This window comes from Thalassotalea sp. Sam97 (assembly GCF_041379765.1).
Lineage (GTDB): Bacteria > Pseudomonadota > Gammaproteobacteria > Enterobacterales > Alteromonadaceae > Thalassotalea_A > Thalassotalea_A maritima.
The window spans coordinates 616715-637224 of sequence record NZ_CP166919.1 but is presented as its reverse complement, the minus strand read 5'-3'; the positions used below and the strand labels follow the sequence as shown (position 1 = coordinate 637224).

Here is a 20510-nt window from a genome sequence, read left to right as displayed (position 1 = left end):
AGCACACAGTAACGAGCTAATGTGTCAAATACATGACATAGCGATGATAATTTAATGACGCGGTAAGAGTAGCAAAAGCAAAGCTAATGTAAGCAATAAAGCACTAGGCAAACTGAATTCATAGTCTTACGGCTGAGCAAGCGACTCAGCCTTGTTGTTTGGCCTGTTGCCAAAGCTCTTCTAAGAATGCCAGTGATGATTGCTTAATATCGAGCTGGTGCTGTTGGTGATAAGCTTCGATATATTGAAAACGGCGAGTAAACTTTTGGTTGGCTTGTCGCAACGCCTGCTCAGGATCACCTTTAGCATGACGCGCTAGATTTACGGTGGCAAACAATAAATCACCGATCTCTTCTAAAAGAGCTTGTTGGTTAACCGTTGTTTGTGCCAACTCATGTTCAACTTCGGCAACCTCTTCTTTAATTTTCGCCAAAACATCATGAATATTGTCCCAATCAAAACCAACGTGGGCGACACGTTTTTGAATTTTCGCCGCTTGGCTTAACGCCGGGAGTGCTTTGGGGATGTCGCTAAGTAACGAGGTTTGGCTATTTTTTTGCTTACGCTCTTTGGCCTTTTCCTCTTCCCAATTGGCTTTGATCGCTTGTTCATCAGCAAACTCAGCTTGTGCGAATACATGTGGATGACGACGAATCAACTTTTCGCAAATGGCGACAATAATATCGTTAAACGCAAAACGCTGCTCTTCTTCAGCTAAGCGGGCATAAAAAACCACCTGAAACAATAAATCGCCAAGCTCTTTTTCCAGCTCTTGATAGTCTTGGTTTTCGATGGCTTCAGCAACTTCAAATGCTTCTTCAAGAGTGTATGGCACAATGGTTTTATAAGACTGCTTTAAATCCCATGGGCAGCCTTGTTCAGGATCGCGTAGCTTACTCATGATCCATACCAGCTTTTCAATACTCGCCGGCGAGTCTAACATGTGCGTGTCATTGTCATTGTTCATTAGCTATTGATCCGTTCTACACTGATCACATCATCAATTTGATCCAAACGATTTACTAGCCGTGATAAAGCATCGGTGTTGGCAACCTGCAACTTAAAGCGCATCTCATTGTTGCGGTTTTTTACATCGTATCGCGATGACATATCAAGCACGTTGACTTTTTCATTGGCAATCACCGTGGTCACATCGCGCAATAAGCCTTGGCGCTCACTGGTGATCACTCGAATATCGACTTGATAGTCTCTGGCAGAGGTTTTCCCCCACTGCACATCAACTTGACGCTCAGGTGACTGCTCAAGTGCATGCTTTAATTGCTCGCAGTTGCGACGGTGTACACTGATACCACGACCTTGGGTAATAAAGCCTTCAATATCGTCACCCGGTACGGGCTGACAGCACTTGGCCATATGGGTTAATAAGTTACCAACGCCAGAGACTGTAATGCCGTCCTTTTCAATGCGCTGTTTATCGCCCTCTTGTTTGATAACCAGCTTAGGATCAATTTCATCTTTGCGCTTATCTTTATTGGCAACAAAGTTTAATTGATTAATAACCTGAGCAACTTTAACGTGGCCACTACCGATAGCAACATGCAAATCAGCTAAGGACTTTACATTGAATTTTTTGTATAGCGGCTTGTAATCAAGCTCTGCTAATTCATGCTTGTGTAGCTCTGTTTCTAACGCTTCTTTGCCTGCTTGTTCATGCTTATCTTTATCGAGTAATTTGAAAAAGCTTTGTACTTTAGAGCGCGCTCGCGCGGTGTGAATATAACCCAAGCTTGGGTTCGTCCAATCACGACTCGGATTAGGCTTATTGCTGGTTAATACTTCCACCTGCTCAGCGGTATTTAGCTTATAAGTAAACGGTACAATACGACCATCGACCTTAGCACCGATGCAGCGATGACCAACATTGGAGTGGATATAATAAGCAAAATCTAACGGCGTTGAGCCATTAGGTAAATCAATCACATCGCCGTTTGGGGTAAATACATAGATACGATCTTCAAATACTTCGTTGCGAAGTTCTTCAACCAAATCGTCAGATGACTGCACATCTTCTTGCCATTGCAGTAATTTGCGCAACCAATTAATTTTCTCGTCAAAGCCATTTTTGCCGCTGGCGCTGCCCTCTTTATAACGCCAGTGCGCGGCAACACCTAGCTCAGCATCGTCATGCATTTGCTGAGTACGAATCTGTACTTCCACATGCTTACCAGCAGGCCCAAGTACTACCGTGTGAATTGATTGGTAACCGTTCGGTTTTGGGGTTGCAACGTAATCGTCAAATTCGCTTGGCAAATGCTTCCAGTTGGTGTGAATTGCACCAAGCGCACCATAACAATCTTGTAGCTTATCAACGATAACGCGAATTGCACGAACATCGAATAACTGCTCAAAGTCTAACGACTTTTTCTGCATTTTCTTCCAAATGCTGTAAATATGCTTAGGGCGACCGTAAACTGTGCCTTGAATACCTAAGTTATCCAGTTGCTGTTGCACGGCGGCGACAAAGTCGAGCATATATTGCTCGCGATCCATGCGTTTTTCGTCTAACAAGTTGGCGATTTTTTTATAGGTTTGCGGGTGCAAATAACGAAAGCTTATATCTTCTAGCTCCCACTTTATTTGACCAATACCTAAACGATTTGCCAGTGGCGCATAAATATTGGCCGTTTCTTTAGCCGCTAATACTTTTACGTCTTCATCAGCATTCTTAACACTATTAAGATTACATACCCGTTCGGCAAGTTTAATCACCACAGCCCGTACATCTTCCACCATAGATAACAACATCTTGCGAATATTTTCGATTTGCGCACTCGCATGATGCGTGCCACTCGGTTGTTGTAAACTGCGAATGGCATCCATTTGATGCACACCCTGAACTAAGGTGGTAATAGACTGACCAAATTGCGCTTCGATGTCCTCTAATGATAGAAGTTGCTGTTCTTGCAAAGGCACGATCATAGCAGCGCATAACGAGTCACAATCCATGTTAAGGTCGGCTAAAATGTGCACCATTTCCAAGCCTTTTTGCAATTGAGACTCATGCTCAGTGTAGGTAGAACTCAGCATGTCAAACACGTTTACTAACGCTTGATGCTTATCTTCACTAAGTTTTAAGTCGTGCAGCAAGGTCTTAAAGCCTTGTTCTGACATGGGGTGTGATTTACGAACCGATACCATTATTCTTCCTAATTGCGTAATACCAACTTACTTATCACAAGGTGCGAATCACTTTCTTGTGAAAATCGACAGCAGCATTTGATAACTACTAACGCTTTACAAACAAGGCCATGCTTTCGACATGTCTTGTTTGGGCAAACATATCCATTAACGATAGTTTGATCAGGCGATACCCATTTGCCAACAGTACCGCACTATCTCGAGCCATAGTGGCCGCATCACAAGATACGTAAAGCACCTTGTCTGGGCTCAACTCAATAATACGTTTAATTGCCCCTGGCGCGCCCGCTCGAGCCGGATCAAGCAACACTTTATTGACACGGCCGGATGAAAATTTGGATAACCAAGGCCAAGGCGCATTTTCATCATTCAGATCTGCTTGGAAAAAACAGCAATTATCAAGGTTATTGGCTTGGGCATTGGCCGTAGCTCGCGCAACCATAGTCTCAACCCCTTCGACACCAATAACTGCTTTAGCTCGTGCCGCCATTGGTAAGCTAAAATTACCGAACCCAGCAAAGAGATCAAGAATTTGATCGTCCGTACCAATATCTAACCAAGTCATCGCTTGGTCAACCATTTTATTGTTAAGTACAGCGTTTACTTGTAAAAAATCATTATGGTGAAACTGTAAGGTTTTGTCGTCAATAATATAACTCATTGCCGGCACAGGTTGTGCTTGTAGGTCAATGGTTTCCTTATCGGTTTGTAACCATACTGCCAACTGGTGCTGCTCGGCAAATTGTTCAATAGATTGCAACTGCTCAGACGATAGCGATATTAATACCCGTAAAATCACCACCTGTTGATTGGCATGAATCACTTCACAATGACCAACAGCATGTGCCGGTAGTTGTTTTAATAGCTGCTGTAATGGTACAAATATGTTTTGTAGCGAATCAGGTAAAACAGCGCACACCTTAATTGGTGTTAACACGTTTTTACCGCGCTGACGAAAACCGACAATGGGCTCGCCATGCTTATTATATTGCACACCGATACGTGCCTTGCGACGATAATGCCAACCGTTACCTAACAATGGAGCTTGCCAAGGCAAGTGTTCAAGATTGGCGTTGCGACGAAATAGTTGCGATATTTTTTGCTGCTTATAGTCAACCTGAGCCTGATAAGACATGTGTTGCAAATCACAACCACCACATTGATAAAAGTGTGGACACTTAGGTTCTACTCTTTGAGAGCTAGCGTCAATTACCTGTTTACACTGTGCGCGTAAGTACTTACTTTTTTGTTCCGTGATAACAACTTCAACGCTTTCACCCGGCAAGGATTGACTGACAAACACTGGCTTATTGGCAAGTTTGCCAACACCGTCACCATTCATATCTAACCGTTCGATGGTTAGACGTTTGCGTTGCTTAACAAGACTCGCGTCTTTTTTTTGCTGAAATATTTTTACCATAAGTACATGACAATGTTAGGTGTTAGAGGATAAAACCGTTACCTTTAGAGTTGTAACGGATGTGTCAGTTTAGCACGAAATAGCGGTCATTTGCTCAGAGGCGCATTGCCGACAAACCATATTGCCTCGATGCGCCAACAAGCGTTTCAAATTAACCGCGCTATTTAGATAAAACCACAAAGGCTAGGGCGTAATGTTTTTCGTCGGATAAGCTGATGTGTACCGAGCTTACCTGCATATCTTCAGCAATTTGCTCTGCCCTTCCGGTTAACTGCAATGTTGGTTGACCGGTGGACAAGCTGACGATATCAAAATCTTTAAAAGAAATGCCATCGGCGATACCTCTTCCTAGCGCCTTTGCAGCGGCCTCCTTTCCTGCCCAACGTTTGGCAAGATAAGGCGACTTAAAATTTAAGCTTTGATAATGTTGATACTCACGTTCGGTTAACACCCGTCTGGCAAGACGCTCGCGCGCAGCCTCGCTCATGGTATCAATACGAGCGATTTCTACGATGTCATTTCCTATACCGACAACCGACATATCACTTCCTAATCATTATGCTTGGCGCGCTTCAAGCATCAAACGCTTCATATCGCGCACGGCTTTGTCTAAACCGTCAATGGCCGCGCGAGCAATAATGGCATGACCAATGTTTAATTCGATAATATCGTCTATCGCTGCGATTGGTTTAACATTAAAGTAGTGTAAACCGTGACCGGCGTTGACTTTTAAACCGAGCTCAGTCGCAAATTCTACACCACGTTTGATTTTATCGAGCTCCGCGTGTTGCTCATGCTCGCTGGTTGCGTCTGCGTAATGGCCGGTGTGAATTTCAATAAATTCGGCACCCGATTGTTGGCAAGCTTGTAACTGTGCTTTATCCGCATCGACAAATAAGCTGACAGTAATACCCTGCGCCATTAATCGTTTAACGGCATCGGTGATTTTATCTAACTGCCCTGCTACATCCAAACCACCTTCGGTGGTTAATTCTTCACGTTTTTCAGGCACCAAGCACACGAAAGCAGGCTTAATACGACAAGCAATATCGAGCATCTCATCGGTTACGGCCATTTCTAAGTTCATGCGAGTTTGAATCGTATGGGCCATTACCTCAACATCGCGATCGGTAATGTGGCGTCTATCTTCGCGCAAATGGATAGTGATGCCATCAGCACCAGCGTGTTCAGCAACACTGGCCGCATGTGCAGGATCTGGATAAGTTGTACCACGTGCTTGGCGTAGCGTGGCAATGTGGTCAACGTTGACGCCCAACAGAATGTCTTTCATTGAGATACCCTAATTTATTGTTTAAATGCACTGGCAAACAAACGTCGGCTATTAAGCGGTTTGCCGCCAAGAAGTTCAAATAACACCTGTCGCATCAGTCGCTTACAGGTTAATAATACGTCGCCTTCGGTTAAATTTCCATGGGCGATAGCCAACAGATGTTGACCATTGTAGACCGCCATTTTGGCATTAGCAGAGGCTAATAAGAAGCCCTGTTCTTTATGATAACAGTACCATTGAATGGGGTGAGTTAGTGATACTGCCTGCTGGGTTGGCTCTGGTTCAGCCAGGCTGGATTCTAACGTGGAGAAGTCTAACCCTAGGCCTAATTCTTCAAGTAGCGCCAATTCAAATTGACGCAATAGTGGCTCAAGTGTGTTTTGTTGAGTAAACGCTAATAACGTTCGATGATAATCCGCAAATAAGCAGTCTAAGCTAATATTTTCCGGTAACAACCGTACTAACAACTCATTGAGGTAAAAACCACTATAAAGGTATTGAGATTGCAAATTAAGGCTTTTCTCAGCTCGCTCTATTTTATTCAAAATAGGCAACGAACCTGCCCCTTGCAGAGAGACTTGTAGCAGCGAGAATGGTTGTAAAGAACCCAATTTACTGTTTTTGCCACTGCTGGATGTATAAACGACGGCACTAACATGGCCGTCGTTTTCCGTCAGTAAATTTACCAGCCGAGCATTATCTCGATATGGCCTTAAATGCAGTACATAAGCGCGTTGATATTGCTCTTGCCGATAGGCCATGATTACCCCGAGTAATCGTCTCCGTAGCCAAGACTGCGTAAAGCACGTTCATCATCAGCCCACCCAGATTTCACTTTAACCCAGGTTTCTAAATACACTTTACGCTCAAACAACTCTTCCATATCGCGGCGGGCTTCTCGGCCAATGACCTTCATTTTCTCGCCTTTGTTGCCAATGATCATGCGCTTTTGAGAATTACGCTCAACCAATACCAAAGCATTAATATGTAAGGTGCCTTTTTCATCCGATTGAAACTGCTCTATTTCGACTGTCGTTGAATACGGTAGCTCATCACCGGTAAAACGCATTAGTTTTTCACGTAAAATTTCTGACGCCATAAAACGTGATGAACGGTCGGTGATGTAGTCTTCAGGAAACCAAAAATCGCCTTCAGGTAAGCTCTGGAGACAGATTTCTTTGATCTTATCTACTTTGTCACCTTTCGAGGCACTGATCGGCACGATTTCTTGGAAATCATACATCGCCCCTAGCTTTTGCAAGTGTGGTAATAACTCTTCTTTATCTTGAACATTATCAACTTTATTAACCACCAACACCGTTGGTCGTTTTGCCTGTTTGATTTTGTTCAACACCATTTCGTCATCACTGGTCCAATGGGTTCCCTCAACCATAAAAATGATAAGTTCAACCTCGTTAATGGAGCTCGATGCAGCTCGGTTCATTAAGCGGTTAATAGCGCGCTTTTCTTCTTGATGCAGACCAGGAGTATCGACTAATACAGCTTGGCGATCACCCTCTGTTAAAATACCCAAAATACGGTGACGCGTGGTTTGTGGTTTACGCGAAGTAATACTTACTTTTTGCCCTAGCAATGCATTTAGTAAGGTCGATTTACCCACGTTAGGGCGACCAACGATGGCTACCAAGCCACAATATTGTTCACTATTTAACATCTAACTGCTCCAATGCCTGCTCAGCGGCAGCCTGTTCGGCCTTACGCCTTGAAGTACCTTTACTAATAATAACACCTTCAATGCCCTGCACTTCACAGCTGATAGTAAATTGCTGATTATGTGCCTGACCGGTTACCTCGGTAACTTCATATTTAGGTAGCGCCATTTTGCGCCCTTGTAAGTATTCCTGTAAGCGTGTTTTCGGATCTTTTTGCGACTTGCCCGGAGTAATGCTTTGCAGTTTTGCTGCAAACCAAGTCAACACTAAGTCACGACAAGTATCCATGTCAGAGTCAACAAACACGGCACCAATAATCGCCTCCACCGCATCTTCCAAAATGGAATCGCGACGAAAGCCACCACTTTTTAATTCACCTGGGCCGAGAATCAAAGTTTCGCCAAGCTCAAAGCTACGACCGAGTTGTGCTAGGGTAACGCCTCGAACAAGTGTTGAGCGCATACGAGTAAGTTCACCTTCACTGGCTTTAGGAAACTGCTCGAATAACGCTCGAGCAATAATGTAACCAAGGATTGAATCGCCTAGAAATTCCAAGCGCTCGTTATTTTCACCTTTGGCACTGCGGTGCGTTAGCGCCCGCACCAATAGTTGCTGATCGCGAAACTGGTAACCTAATTTTTTCTGCAAACGTTGCAGCATTAAACTTTTATTCAAACTATTCGATTCCGCCAATACGGTTTAAACGGACACCTGATGGTACCCACGTTGGTAAAAAGTCGCTTTCATCACGTTCAAAGTCGAAGCTCATCCATATAGCCACAGCCTCACCGACTAAGTTTTCCTCAGGTACAAATCCCCAAAAGCGACCATCAAGCGAATTATCGCGATTATCGCCCATAACAAAGTACTCACCTTCAGGCACTAACCATTCGCCACGGCGCATACCAGCCTGTGTGTAAAAACGATTGGTTTGTTGTGGTGTTGCATTATTGACTAAGATATCGTGGTTCTTTTCACCGGTTTGTGATTGATAACGTGATAAAGGAATGCCTTGTTGGAAAAACTCGCCACTTTGCTTGAATTCAACGGCAATTTTTTCCAATTTAGGGCACGGTTGGCTGTCACATTTTGGCTGCACATAGACATACTTGTCTTTATAAACAATGCGATCGCCTGGTAACCCTACGACACGTTTGATGTAATCAACGTTCGGTTGTAAAGGATATTTAAAGACGATGATATCGCCACGTTCAGGAGCACCGATATCGACAAACTTATGGCGAGCAATTGGATCGCGTAAACCATAGTTGTGCTTATTAACTAAAATGAAATCGCCATCAAACAACGTTGGCATCATTGAGCCCGACGGAATTTGAAACGGTTCCCACAAAAACGACCTTAACACCATAATGAAAGCGATCACCGGAAATATTTGTACCGATGTATCCACCAACGCATTAGGTGTCATGATTTTTTCCACGGCAGCGTCATCAAGTGGCTGCGCGCACTTTTCCTGTGTTGCTTGTAGCGCGGCTTTACGCTTTGGTAAATAGACAAATCTATCGACAAAATAAACCACACCGGTAATGAAAGTCACAACGACCAGTAATATTGAAAAATACGCTGCCATGTTTTATTTATTTCCCTAATTTTAGAACGGCTAAGAACGCTTCCTGTGGTACTTCAACATTACCAACTTGCTTCATGCGTTTTTTACCTTCTTTTTGTTTTTGTAATAGTTTTTTCTTACGAGACACGTCACCACCGTAACATTTAGCAATAACGTTCTTACGTAACTGTTTCACTGTCGTACGAGCAATGATGTTGTTACCGATCGCTGCTTGAATAGCAATATCGAACATTTGGCGGTGGATTAACTCACGCAGTTTTTCAACCAGCTCGCGACCTCGGCTTACTGAATTAGTGCGGTGAGTTATCATCGCTAACGCATCAACGCGATCGCCATTAATTAAGATATCACAGCGAACCATGTCCGATGCTTGGAAACGAACAAAGTTATAATCAAGTGATGCATAACCACGACTGGTTGATTTTAACTTATCAAAGAAATCCATCACCACTTCAGCCATCGGCAGCTCATATTTCACCGCGACTTGATTACCATGGTAAGTCAGGTTTTTCTGCACACCACGTTTTTCTATACATAAGGTAATGACGTTACCTAAATGTTCTTGTGGCACGAGAATATTGGCCTCAACAATAGGCTCACGAATTTCACTGATATTATTAACCGCTGGTAAGTCACCTGGATTATCAATGGTTACGACAGTACCGTCAGTCTTTAATACTTCGTAGTTTACCGTTGGTGCCGTTGTAATCAAATCAAGATCATATTCACGAGCTAAACGCTCTTGAATAATTTCCATGTGCAGCATACCAAGAAAGCCACAACGGAAACCAAAACCTAATGCACCTGAACTCTCTGGTTCATAGAATAACGATGCATCATTCAAGCTTAACTTACCTAACGCATCACGGAAGTTTTCAAAGTCATCTGAGCTTATAGGGAAAATACCCGCATATACCTGAGGTTTTACTTTTTGGAAACCCGGTAGTTGCTTATCAGCAGGATCGCGCGTTAAGGTTAAGGTATCACCCACTGGTGCACCGTGAATGTCTTTAATACCGGCGATAACAAAACCCACTTCACCCGTTTTTAGCACGCCTGTGTCGGTTTGTTTTGGTGTAAAAATACCGACTTTGTCGACAATGTGGCTCTGGCCTGTCGACATCACGGTCATCTTGTCGCCTTTTTTCAGCTGACCATTAACAATACGCACTAACGACACAACACCTTGGTAATTATCGAACCAAGAGTCGATGATAAGTGCCTGCAGTTTTTCTTCTGGTTCACCAACTGGTGGTGGTACATTAGCAACAATACTTTCTAGTACATCTTCAATGCCAATACCTGTTTTTGCACTGCAACGCACCGCGTCTGTTGCGTCGATACCAATGATGTCTTCGATTTCTTCTGATACACGATCAGGATCAGCCTGTGGTAAGTCAATTTTATTTAAAATTGGCACCACTTCCAAATCCATTTCAATAGCGGTATAGCAGTTCGCTAGTGTTTGTGCCTCGACACCTTGGCCTGCATCAACAACCAATAACGCACCTTCACATGCTGCTAGCGAACGAGAAACTTCATAAGAAAAGTCAACGTGACCTGGGGTGTCGATAAAGTTAAGCTGGTATGTTTCACCATCTTTGGCTGTATAATCTAAGGTAACACTTTGCGCTTTAATGGTAATACCGCGCTCACGCTCTAAGTCCATGGAGTCAAGAACTTGCGCTGCCATCTCGCGATCAGATAAACCACCACAGTGTTGAATTAGTCGATCTGACAGCGTCGACTTACCGTGGTCAATGTGGGCAATAATTGAAAAGTTGCGTATGTTCTTCATCTATATAACTTTTGAAAAAGCAACCGGCTAAGCTTATGGATTTAGAGAGGCATGTGACAAACCAAAAGACAAAGCGGTTTACCAGCCGAGCATATTGCGCTCACAGCCTTAGCCAGTTTAAATTAAACTGTTGCGCGAATTTTACATTAATTAGGCCCATGGCGCTAATTAAAGTTTCATTTGCACACTTGAACATTACAAAAATATCAAGTGCCTATATCACAAAAGAAATAGAGTGCGGGCAATTGTCTGCTACAAACCTTTACACCGATGCAGCTCTTGCAACTAAAGAAGCTACAGTAAACAAACGTAACTAAAAGATCGGTTAGCCTGTTTAGACCCTCTTAAAAGCCAGTCTAAATCTGGCAACCGATTCACTTAAATTAAGACATGATGTTGAGACGGTGATTTATCAGACAGCTATTTACGCTAATTGATTAAGTCAATATTTCTGTACGGTTCGACGACAACAGCTTGGCTACAACGACGCACAATACGCGCTTGTAAGCCTTGCTTAACCAAGTGTTGTTGTTGATGGTAACGAGCTAGCAGCCAACCACAAACACCACTGATGGCGGTAACCAGTAACGCCCAAGGTTCGGCCATTTGCCATTGTTCAACCATTAACGACTGAGCAAATCCGCCAGCAACAATAATAAACAACAATGGCAATAGATAGACGATGGCAGCGGATGATAATAATGAATTTTGTTGCAGGCCAACCACAACTTCCTCGCCAACCCTTAAATCATTATAATGATGAGTTACTCGCAATTGTAGGCGACGAGATGGGAATGCCTTAGCGACTTGGCCACTACCGCAACTATCTTGCTGCTTACAGCCATGACAGGATGATTTTACCAGACTTTCTACGTCCGCTAAGGCTCCATCAACATGGACGACTGTTGCGATTTCTTCTACCAACATGTGTACTCAATACTCGTGTTATTCGTTAAAGACTATCGAATCAGCGATATGGGCTGCGGTTTTCGCTGGAACTTTACCTATGACAGTAATTTCATGTCCGTCGCGTAACATAGTAAGTAACACGGTTGCGCCCGTTTGATTGAGCGTTGTTTGTCGGGCAGGTTGTTCACTTGCTTCAACATACACAGAAACATCAATCAGTCCATCGCTGAACATCTTAGATTGTACCTGATTACCGACATTGGGTATATAACGGACGGCTGAACTCACTTGCTCAAAACCACGTGGCAAATAGGTTACCGACCAAGGTAAAGTGACCTCAAGCGCGTTACTGGTAACTACCTCAGGTAAATTAATGTCTGCCACTTGTGAAAATAGCTCTGATGCGTCAGATCTTAACTGCAAATGGGTAAACTGGATTTGTTCAAGGATTTCGCCCTCTTTTGAGACAATCGCACCGCGCAACATCAAGCCAGTTTCAATATCGAGCCAGAACCAATAGCCATAACGGTTTTTATCTTTACTTTCCAAGCGGATCAGTTGTGCTTGGCGACCAAGAACACGACTCTTACCGCCTAAAATAAAATGATAGGTTTGCTGTAACTTGTCGACATCGGTAAACAGCGCTGCGGGTACTGGGCCACGGATAGTGCGACTACGTACAGAATAGGGAGGTTTATCGGACTCAAAATAACTCACCGTCGAGTTAAGGCGTACCGATTCACTGCGAGCACCATTAAGCAAGGTAAGAAACTCTATTTGCTGTTCACCTTGCACGCCATGTAGCCAACGATAAGGTTCAGCTCGGTTGTTTCGTACAACGACAAACGATGTATCAAAGCTTAAGGTGCGCATCGCATTGCTTAACCGCTGCATCCATTGCTCTGCGTTCAATGTTTGATTAGGCGACGATACTAAGACTTCAGATGAGTTAGACGGGGTTTCTACAGGCGCGTCATTTACGGCTTGCTGGGCAACTGCAGGGGCGATAGATATCGCCGCCAGCAAAAACAAATAAACAGATTTCATAAACTACTTTTCGACGCCCTCTGGTTGTTCGGTTTGTCGCGGTTGCTGATTGTTCAATTCTTCACGTTGCTGTAATTTAATTTGCGCTTGATGATCATTGAGCAAAGACTGTAATTTTTTATGATGTTGAATGGCTTGTTGGCGCTGCTGATCAACGCTATAGGTTGAATAGTTATAACTCACTGGGTCGGCCACCCCCGCGGAATACTGAGGTTGCCATACTTGTACCGGCGCAATAGGTTGTTCATCGGTTTGGTTGGCATGTTGCACACCAAGTACCATCAATCCTGCGGCACTTGCTGCAATGGCCATTTGTCCTGCAGGACGAGCAAGCTGAATCACTTTGGCTTTCAAACGTTGCCCAACACTTGGACGTTGCACGGGCGCTAGCACAGTTGGCTCAGCAGCGATAGCCGATGCTATATCAGCGGCTAGATTTGGTGCCAAATACTGGCTGCAATCTCCTCGCAGTACATCGCCAATTAGCTGATATCGACCAAAGGTGTTGGCATAGTTATCATCGTGCTTTAACTGCTCAAGAGTTTGTGAATCAGTATCTTGACCATCAACCACTGCCGATACCGACTCGAACTTATTTTCACTCATACCCATACTCATAAATATTGTCGCTTAACGCCTCAACACTCTGTTGCAAAAGGCAGCAACCATTGCTATTACTCACACTACGTCGCTGATAACTGCGGTTCAAGACACCCTACTTAAAAGATATCACCGTAGTTAATATTACACGGGTAATGTTACATTCAATTCTTGCTACTATTCGTTATTATCGCATATCGCAATTAACGTTGTAGTAATGGTTTGATTTTCTTATCTATCGCATCACGCGCACGAAATATTCTCGAACGCACGGTGCCAACAGGACAATCCATTACTTGTGCAATTTCTTCATAACTTAATCCATCAAGCTCGCGTAAATTAATTGCCACTCGTAATTCCTCTGGCAATTGCTCAATGGTGTTGAATATCATTGAGCGGATCTCTTCCGTCAATAACATTCGCTCAGGTGAGGCATTCTCTCGCAATGCATCACCACTATCGTAAAATTCTGCTTCTTCTACCTCAACATCGCTACCTGGGGGCTTGCGCGAGTTTGCCATTAAATGATTCTTTGCAGTATTAACCGCGATTCTATATAACCAAGTATAAAATGCACTTTCACCCCGGAAATTGGCTAAGGCTCGATACGCCTTGATGAAAGCTTCTTGTGTAACGTCTGCTACATCTGCTTGGTTTTTCACATACCTTGAAACCAGATTCATTACTTTCTGTTGATATTTTTGCACAAGTACATTGTAGGCATTTTTATCCCCTTGCTGTACTTGCTGTACCAACATCTGGTCAACATTTTGTTTGCTCATCCGAGCCATTTCTCCTTTACTGTCATTAGTCAGGGAATGCACATCTGACCAAGATACTGCTTTATCCCCCTGTATTTGCTTAGCAAATTGTAGGGAAATATGGCTCCTAACAAACACAACCTTTAGGACTGGGCATTTGCCAAAAAGTTCGCGCTGTTTTTATTTTTTTACTCTGTAAATAATGAAAATCGTTGTTTTGAAGACAATTTGAGTTATTACTTGCGCTTAAATTAAGTTAAAATTGTTAACATAACAAGTGATATAAGCACAACATCCGTTTATGAAACAGCAACATAATTGCGACGTGTTAATTATAGGCAGCGGCGCTGCAGGCATGACCCTCGCACTCAAACTCGCCGCTAATGCCGACGTCATATTACTCAGCAAAGGCCCTATTAATGAGGGCTCAACACTATATGCTCAAGGTGGCATTGCCGCTGTATTTGACGAAAACGACTCGATAGAATCCCATGTCCAAGATACTCTTATTGCAGGTAATGGCATTTGTGATGAAGACATTGTTACCTTTACCGCTGAGAATGCCCGTGACTCAATGCAATGGTTGATTGATCAGGGCGTAGACTTTGATCAACAAATCAATGCCGATGGTAAACCAGAATATCATTTAACCCGTGAAGGCGGCCATAGCCATCGCCGTATTCTGCACGCTGCGGATGCAACCGGTAAAACGATTCAGCTCACCCTTGGCGAACAAGTAAAAAATCACTCTCGCATTCGTGTGTTTGAACGTTTTAATGCCGTTGATTTGGTTAAGCAACAGGTTGACGGTAAAAATCAATGCATTGGTGCTTATGCTTGGAATCGCAATGCAGAAAAGGTTGAGGCGATATATGCACAACAAACCATTTTAGCAACCGGCGGTGCGTCAAAGGTGTATCAATACACCTCTAATCCTGACATTGCCAGCGGTGATGGTATTGCCATGGCGTGGCGAGCGGGTTGTCGGGTAGCAAATATGGAGTTCAATCAATTTCATCCCACTTGCTTATATCACCCACAAGCGGGGACTTTCTTACTTACCGAGGCATTACGAGGTGAAGGGGCCATTTTACGTCGCCCTGATGGTAGCCGGTTTATGCCTGAGTTTGATGACCGTGCCGAACTCGCACCGCGCGATGTGGTTGCTCGAGCAATTGACTATGAAATGAAACGCTTAGGTGCCGATTGCATGTATCTTGATATCAGCCATAAAGAGCCGGCATTTATCAAGTCACACTTCCCTACCATTTATCAGCGTACCAGCGAGCTTGGTTTTGATATGACGAAACAGCCATTACCCGTGGTACCTGCGGCACATTACACTTGTGGTGGCGTAATGACTGACAAGTTTGGTCAAACCGACGTTGCCAATTTATATGCCATAGGTGAAGTCTCCTATACCGGTTTGCATGGTGCTAACCGCATGGCCAGTAACTCGTTGCTTGAGTGTATCGTTTTTGCTCGCAGTGCTGCCCAAGATATTCAACAGAAGCTATCGGACAAAGCGAAAATTGTACAAATTCCAGCATGGGATGAAAGCCGTGTGACAAACTCCGATGAAGAAGTCGTGATTCAACATAACTGGCATGAACTGCGTTTGTTTATGTGGGATTACGTTGGTATTGTGCGCACCACAAAACGCTTAGAGCGAGCCTTAAATCGCGTTAACTTACTCAATACAGAAATCCAAGAGTACTATAAAAACTTTCGCGTCAGTAATAATTTGCTCGAGTTACGTAACTTAGTGCAAGTCGCAGAACTTATCATTCTCTCGGCGATGCAACGCAAAGAATCACGAGGTTTACACTACACCTTAGATTACCCCGAGCAGCTGCCACAGTCAGGGCCAACAGTACTAACGCCTAACAGCACAAACAACTAAAAGCCCTTCCTTTTGAATCTCTCAAGGTTTTATTCATGGCGTAGTTTATCATCTGGCGCCATGGATAACCGAACAATAACACGCGCTAAACGTCGATAGTCTTGCGTTGCCATCGCGGTCTTGCTAAGCAAAAAATAGCGCTTTTTTATGGTTTGATATCGACGCTGTTTTGCGCCCCACACCATTGCATTGGGGGTTGACGACGCGGATTCTGGCTCTCTAGGGCCAACAAACTTTATGCGTTCATTAACCACCAAACACAAAGCAAAAGGTAACACTCGACTAGCCGTGAGTAATTGATAATGATGCCAGGGACTGATCGTCAAACACCCTTGCTGGTCTAACACATAGCTCCCCATGGGGAGCGGTTGTTGTAGCAACACCAACACCAAAAACAGCAATAGACTCATGATTGCGACAGTGAAAAGGGCTAACCACAAACTGGAAAACAAATGTAGAGCAATGGCATATGACGCCATGACGATATAGAAAGTCAAAGCTGCGCAACATGCTAGGAGATTGCAGCGCGCAGCACGACAGCAGACGAGCTTATACTTTAACTCGGTTGAGGATGTGTTGTACCATGGCGTTGAGGGCTTCATCCTTGCATTCCTCATGTCCCATAAACCAAGCAAAAAGCTCTGGATCATCACATTCAAGTAAACGCTCGAAGTCTACTTTTTGCTGGTCAGTCAAATTATCCCAAGCCTCATCAACAAACGGTAGAAACAACACATCTAGTTCCAACATACCGCGACGACAGGCCCAACGTAAACGGGCTTTATTGTTTGCTAGTGACATACATTTTCCGAGACACTGTAAAAATTGCCGCTATTGTAGCCCTAACCCTAAGGAATCACCACCAAAAATTATGGCTTGAAGATACCCGTGGCTTGATTTTAAATCCTCTTGCCCCAATTACTAACTGCAGCTAAACAAAATACCCATATGCACTGGATAGCGTGGTGGTTATGTACTTAACTTCCTTACTATTAGGCATAAACTAACCATAGTAAAAACTTATGAATCTTCAAACTCAGCGACCTGACTTAAGCTCGCTTCCTGACAGTTTTGCCATCGACTGTAATAACATTTCTGCCATCAGCATTGCCGGTGATGAAGCCGACACATACCTACAAGGTCAAGTCACTTGTGATATGAATAAACTCAGTGATAAAGGCTTGCTTGTTGGTGCCCACTGTGACGCCAAAGGCAAAATGTTTGCTGCATTTCGAGTCATTAATCACTTTGGCCAACGCTTACTTATTCAAAGTAAAGCCAGCATCGCGGCATCTATGGCACAACTACAAAAGTATGGCGTGTTTGCTAAGGTCGACATCAAGCAAAGCGACGAATTAGCGTTTTTAACGCTCGTTGGCGAGCAAGGAGTGGCGCTTATCGAACAACAATTTGGCAAAGTGCCTGACTCATTTAATCCTGTTGTGCAACACCAGCAAACATCGATTATTTATTTAGCAGGTGATCTGCCACGTTATTTAATTGTCGCAACAGAGCAAACCATTGCCGATTTACAAGCACAGTCTGAGCTACCAAAATTTGACGGCCAACTGTGGGCTGCACTAGAAATTCAATCGGGTTTTGTGCATCTAAATGAAGCGGCGGTTGGCGAGTACGTGCCACAGATGGTTAATTTACAGTGCGTTAATGGCATTAGTTTCAGCAAAGGCTGTTACATGGGCCAAGAAACGGTTGCTCGGATGAAATATTTAGGTAAAAACAAACGTGCTTTATTTCGCTTACAAGGTCAGACAGAGCTAGCGCTAACTATTGCTAATGATACCCTTATCGAAGTACAACTGGGTGATAATTGGCGCCGTGGTGGCAATATCCTTGCCCATTACCAAGCCGATAGCGGTGCGTTAGAAATTCAAGCGGTATTGGCAAGTGATACCCCTGATGATGCTGTACTGCGTCTAAAAGACAATCCTGAGGTGACCTTAACAATAGCACCTCTACCTTATTCTTTGAATGAACACTAATTGGAAACATTATGAAAATTGCAAACAACAAAGTCGTCGTCATGCATTACGCGGTGATGGACAGTGAAGAAAACCTCATCGACAGCTCTTACGATGACCAACCACTAAGTTTCATTCAAGGTACAGGTTTTTTAATTCCTGGTTTAGAAAATGAGCTGAATGACAAACAGGTCGGTGATACCTTTATCGTTGACGTGAGCGCCGATGATGCCTATGGTCAGCGCCACGATGGTCTGGTACAAACAGTACCAAAAGCACTATTTTCAGCCATTGAAGATTTAGACGTGGGTATGCAATTGCGTGCACAAACCGATGAAGGTGAGCAAACCGTTATCGTTATTGGCATGGAAGATGATGAAATTACCGTTGATGGTAACCACCCATTGGCCGGTATTGATCTTAAGTTTGATGTTGAAATTATTGAAGTTCGCGATGCTACTGACGAAGAGTTAGCTCACGGTCACGTGCATGGTGCAGGTGGTTGTGGTCACCACCACGACTAACTTGTTCGTAGATCTACTAGGCTTCAATATCAGCCGTTAACAACGTATCGAGAACGTATCGAGATTGTGGCTTAGCCCTTAATAATCCCGAGCCCTGACTCGGGATTATTTATCCTCAGATTGTCCTGCTTATCTAGCCTTACGCATGCCCTACTTGGGTTGATAGATGGCCTAAATCAATGCCCAATTTTTCCGCAGCTTTTTGCCAACGTAATTCGACAGGTGTATCAAATAAGATCTGTTTATCAGCGCGGGTTATCAACCACGAGTTGTCTTTAATTTCTTGCTCAAGTTGACCTGGTCCCCACCCAGCATAACCCAAGGTAACCAAAAACTGCTGTGGCGCTTTGTCAGTACCTAACGACTCGAGAATATCTTTTGATGTGGTGATCATAATTTCCGAATTAAGCGCCATTGAACTGGTCCACCCGGGCTGGGTGTTATGCAGTACAAAGCCACGGTCTGGCGATACCGGACCGCCAGCTAAAACACGCTGAGTTAAAGATTCGGTGATACGACTGTCGGCATCAATTTGCCCCAGCAGTTCATGCAAGGTAATACGAACGGGAATGTTAACCACCAAGCCCATCGCGCCCTGTTCATTATGCTCACAAATGTAGGTAACCGTTTTATGAAAATAGGTATCTTGCATATTGGGCATAGCAATCAGTAGATGGTTTTCTAAGCTGTCCATAAGCCCTCCTCAAATTTAGTGCATCAAAAAAAATAAAACGTCTGTGTCTATCTGGGTGATGCCGATAAAGGTTGTTATGAGTATGCTTATCGTGCCATTACTTAACCATGGGGGCAAAATGGCAATTTTGCAAGGCAAGAGTATAAACCCTTGCCTTTTATCGATGATTATCGCAGAAAATAGCGATATGGATGTGAGGCCGCCACTACTGTGTGCTAACGAGCTCTTCAATACAATCGAATAGCTTACCGCTAATGCTTATTGGATAAGCCTTTTCAATTTCGCGAATACAGGTAGGACTGGTGACATTAATCTCGGTTACTTTATTACCGATCATGTCCAAACCAACAAAATACAAACCACGCTTTTTCAACTCTTGGCCAATGGTTTCAGCGACCAATCGATCTGCCGCCGATAACGGTCTCGCTTCACCACGACCGCCAGCGGCTAAATTACCACGAGTTTCACCTTGCGCAGGGATTCGCGCCAAACAATATGGCATAGGCTCGCCGTTGACAATCAGAATTCGTTTGTCGCCATCGACAATCTCAGGCATGTATTCTTGCACCATGGCATACATGCTACCGTGATTGGTCAAGGTTTCAATGATAACTCCGACATTCGCTTCACCTTTGCCCATGCGGAAAATAGATGAACCACCCATGCCATCAAGCGGCTTAATGATCACATCTTGGTGCTGCTTATGGAATTCTCGAATACGGGTCGAACTGCGGGTCACTATGGTCTTTGGCGTGAACTGGCTAAACCATGCGGTAAATAATTTTTCATTACAATCGCGCAAGCTTTGCGGCTTATTGACAATCAAAGTACCTTTTTCTTCTGCCCGCTCCAGCATATAGGTCGCATAAATATATTCGGTATCAAATGGCGGATCTTTGCGCATTAAAATCGCGTCCATCTCATGCAAAGCGATATCGTCATTATATTCGATATCATACCAATGGCTTTCGTCATCATAAACGGTCACCTTGCTAACCTCAGCACGAGCTTCTCCCTGCTCAAGGTACAAGTCTTCCATTTTCATGTAAAACAATTGATGGCCGCGCTTTTGTGCCTCGAGCATCATAGCTAATGACGAATCCTTGGCAACGTTAATATTTTCAATTGGGTCCATCACGACCCCAATACGTAAAGACATAA

The 20510-nt window shown here is 43.9% G+C and carries 21 protein-coding genes; 3 read left to right on the top strand and 18 right to left on the bottom strand.

Annotated elements, in window-relative coordinates; genetic code table 11:
- Positions 1-145: 145 nt before the first annotated feature.
- From mazG to rpoE, 14 genes are all read right to left on the bottom strand, one after another.
- Positions 146-967, bottom strand: a complete 822-nt coding sequence (mazG, locus tag ACAX20_RS02775; protein ID WP_371188412.1) for a nucleoside triphosphate pyrophosphohydrolase — start codon at positions 965-967, stop codon at positions 146-148.
- Positions 967-3159 carry a GTP diphosphokinase gene (gene relA, locus ACAX20_RS02770; RefSeq protein WP_371188410.1) on the bottom strand — a complete coding sequence of 731 codons (2193 nt, stop codon included), beginning with the start codon at positions 3157-3159 and terminating at the stop codon, positions 967-969. The genes mazG and relA overlap by 1 nt, the downstream gene beginning before the upstream one ends.
- An 88-nt stretch (positions 3160-3247) precedes the next feature.
- Complete coding sequence (gene rlmD, locus ACAX20_RS02765) at positions 3248-4579, bottom strand: 23S rRNA (uracil(1939)-C(5))-methyltransferase RlmD (RefSeq protein WP_371188409.1); 1332 nt, start codon at positions 4577-4579, stop codon at positions 3248-3250.
- A 160-nt stretch (positions 4580-4739) separates the two neighbouring features.
- Complete coding sequence (gene acpS, locus ACAX20_RS02760; RefSeq protein ID WP_371188407.1) at positions 4740-5120, bottom strand: holo-ACP synthase; 381 nt, start codon at positions 5118-5120, stop codon at positions 4740-4742.
- A 15-nt stretch (positions 5121-5135) separates the two neighbouring features.
- Positions 5136-5870, bottom strand: a complete 735-nt coding sequence (pdxJ, locus tag ACAX20_RS02755) for a pyridoxine 5'-phosphate synthase (protein ID WP_371188405.1) — start codon at positions 5868-5870, stop codon at positions 5136-5138.
- 14 nt (positions 5871-5884) lie between these two features.
- On the bottom strand, positions 5885-6631 hold the full coding sequence (recO, locus tag ACAX20_RS02750) for a DNA repair protein RecO (RefSeq protein WP_371188403.1): 747 nt from the start codon (positions 6629-6631) through the stop codon (positions 5885-5887).
- 2 nt (positions 6632-6633) lie between these two features.
- The gene (gene era / locus ACAX20_RS02745; protein ID WP_371188401.1) at positions 6634-7545 is read right to left on the bottom strand and encodes a GTPase Era; all 912 of its coding nucleotides are present in this window, start codon (positions 7543-7545) and stop codon (positions 6634-6636) included.
- On the bottom strand, positions 7535-8203 hold the full coding sequence (rnc, locus tag ACAX20_RS02740; RefSeq protein ID WP_371189559.1) for a ribonuclease III: 669 nt from the start codon (positions 8201-8203) through the stop codon (positions 7535-7537). The genes era and rnc overlap by 11 nt, the downstream gene beginning before the upstream one ends.
- Before the next feature lie 16 nt (positions 8204-8219).
- The gene (lepB, locus tag ACAX20_RS02735; RefSeq protein WP_371188399.1) at positions 8220-9134 is read right to left on the bottom strand and encodes a signal peptidase I; all 915 of its coding nucleotides are present in this window, start codon (positions 9132-9134) and stop codon (positions 8220-8222) included.
- Positions 9135-9141: 7 nt separating this feature from the next.
- Entirely contained in the window at positions 9142-10932 is a 1791-nt protein-coding gene (gene lepA / locus ACAX20_RS02730; RefSeq protein WP_371188397.1) for a translation elongation factor 4, read from the bottom strand.
- A 429-nt stretch (positions 10933-11361) separates the two neighbouring features.
- Positions 11362-11859: a SoxR reducing system RseC family protein gene (locus ACAX20_RS02725; RefSeq protein ID WP_371188395.1), complete on the bottom strand. Its 498-nt coding sequence runs from the start codon at positions 11857-11859 to the stop codon at positions 11362-11364.
- 18 nt (positions 11860-11877) lie between these two features.
- The gene (locus ACAX20_RS02720; RefSeq protein ID WP_371188393.1) at positions 11878-12888 is read right to left on the bottom strand and encodes a MucB/RseB C-terminal domain-containing protein; all 1011 of its coding nucleotides are present in this window, start codon (positions 12886-12888) and stop codon (positions 11878-11880) included.
- Positions 12889-12891: 3 nt separating this feature from the next.
- Positions 12892-13494 carry a sigma-E factor negative regulatory protein gene (locus tag ACAX20_RS02715; protein ID WP_371188391.1) on the bottom strand — a complete coding sequence of 201 codons (603 nt, stop codon included), beginning with the start codon at positions 13492-13494 and terminating at the stop codon, positions 12892-12894.
- Positions 13495-13691: 197 nt separating this feature from the next.
- The gene (rpoE, locus tag ACAX20_RS02710; protein WP_371188389.1) at positions 13692-14270 is read right to left on the bottom strand and encodes an RNA polymerase sigma factor RpoE; all 579 of its coding nucleotides are present in this window, start codon (positions 14268-14270) and stop codon (positions 13692-13694) included.
- Between the two features lie 280 nt (positions 14271-14550).
- On the opposite strand from rpoE, the gene nadB reads away from it, so the two are divergent.
- A complete protein-coding gene (gene nadB, locus ACAX20_RS02705; RefSeq protein WP_371188387.1) occupies positions 14551-16152 on the top strand; it encodes an L-aspartate oxidase in 1602 nt (533 codons plus the stop codon).
- 29 nt (positions 16153-16181) lie between these two features.
- Here the strand turns inward: nadB and ACAX20_RS02700 are convergent, their stop codons facing one another.
- The gene (locus ACAX20_RS02700; RefSeq protein ID WP_371188385.1) at positions 16182-16562 is read right to left on the bottom strand and encodes a hypothetical protein; all 381 of its coding nucleotides are present in this window, start codon (positions 16560-16562) and stop codon (positions 16182-16184) included.
- A 139-nt stretch (positions 16563-16701) separates the two neighbouring features.
- Positions 16702-16953, bottom strand: coding sequence for a succinate dehydrogenase assembly factor 2 (locus ACAX20_RS02695; protein ID WP_371188383.1), 252 nt, complete (start codon positions 16951-16953; stop codon positions 16702-16704).
- A gap of 221 nt (positions 16954-17174) precedes the next feature.
- On the opposite strand from ACAX20_RS02695, the gene ygfZ reads away from it, so the two are divergent.
- Together ygfZ and ACAX20_RS02685 are read left to right on the top strand one after the other, a co-directional pair.
- Positions 17175-18152, top strand: a complete 978-nt coding sequence (gene ygfZ / locus ACAX20_RS02690; RefSeq protein ID WP_371188381.1) for a tRNA-modifying protein YgfZ — start codon at positions 17175-17177, stop codon at positions 18150-18152.
- 11 nt (positions 18153-18163) lie between these two features.
- Positions 18164-18655, top strand: coding sequence for a peptidylprolyl isomerase (locus tag ACAX20_RS02685; RefSeq protein ID WP_371188379.1), 492 nt, complete (start codon positions 18164-18166; stop codon positions 18653-18655).
- Between the two features lie 139 nt (positions 18656-18794).
- Here ACAX20_RS02685 and ACAX20_RS02680 read toward each other — a convergent pair whose 3' ends face one another.
- Both ACAX20_RS02680 and gshB read right to left on the bottom strand, forming a co-directional pair.
- Complete coding sequence (locus tag ACAX20_RS02680; protein WP_371188377.1) at positions 18795-19349, bottom strand: YqgE/AlgH family protein; 555 nt, start codon at positions 19347-19349, stop codon at positions 18795-18797.
- A 205-nt stretch (positions 19350-19554) separates the two neighbouring features.
- Entirely contained in the window at positions 19555-20508 is a 954-nt protein-coding gene (gene gshB / locus ACAX20_RS02675; protein WP_371188375.1) for a glutathione synthase, read from the bottom strand.
- Between the last annotated feature and the right edge of the window lie 2 nt (positions 20509-20510).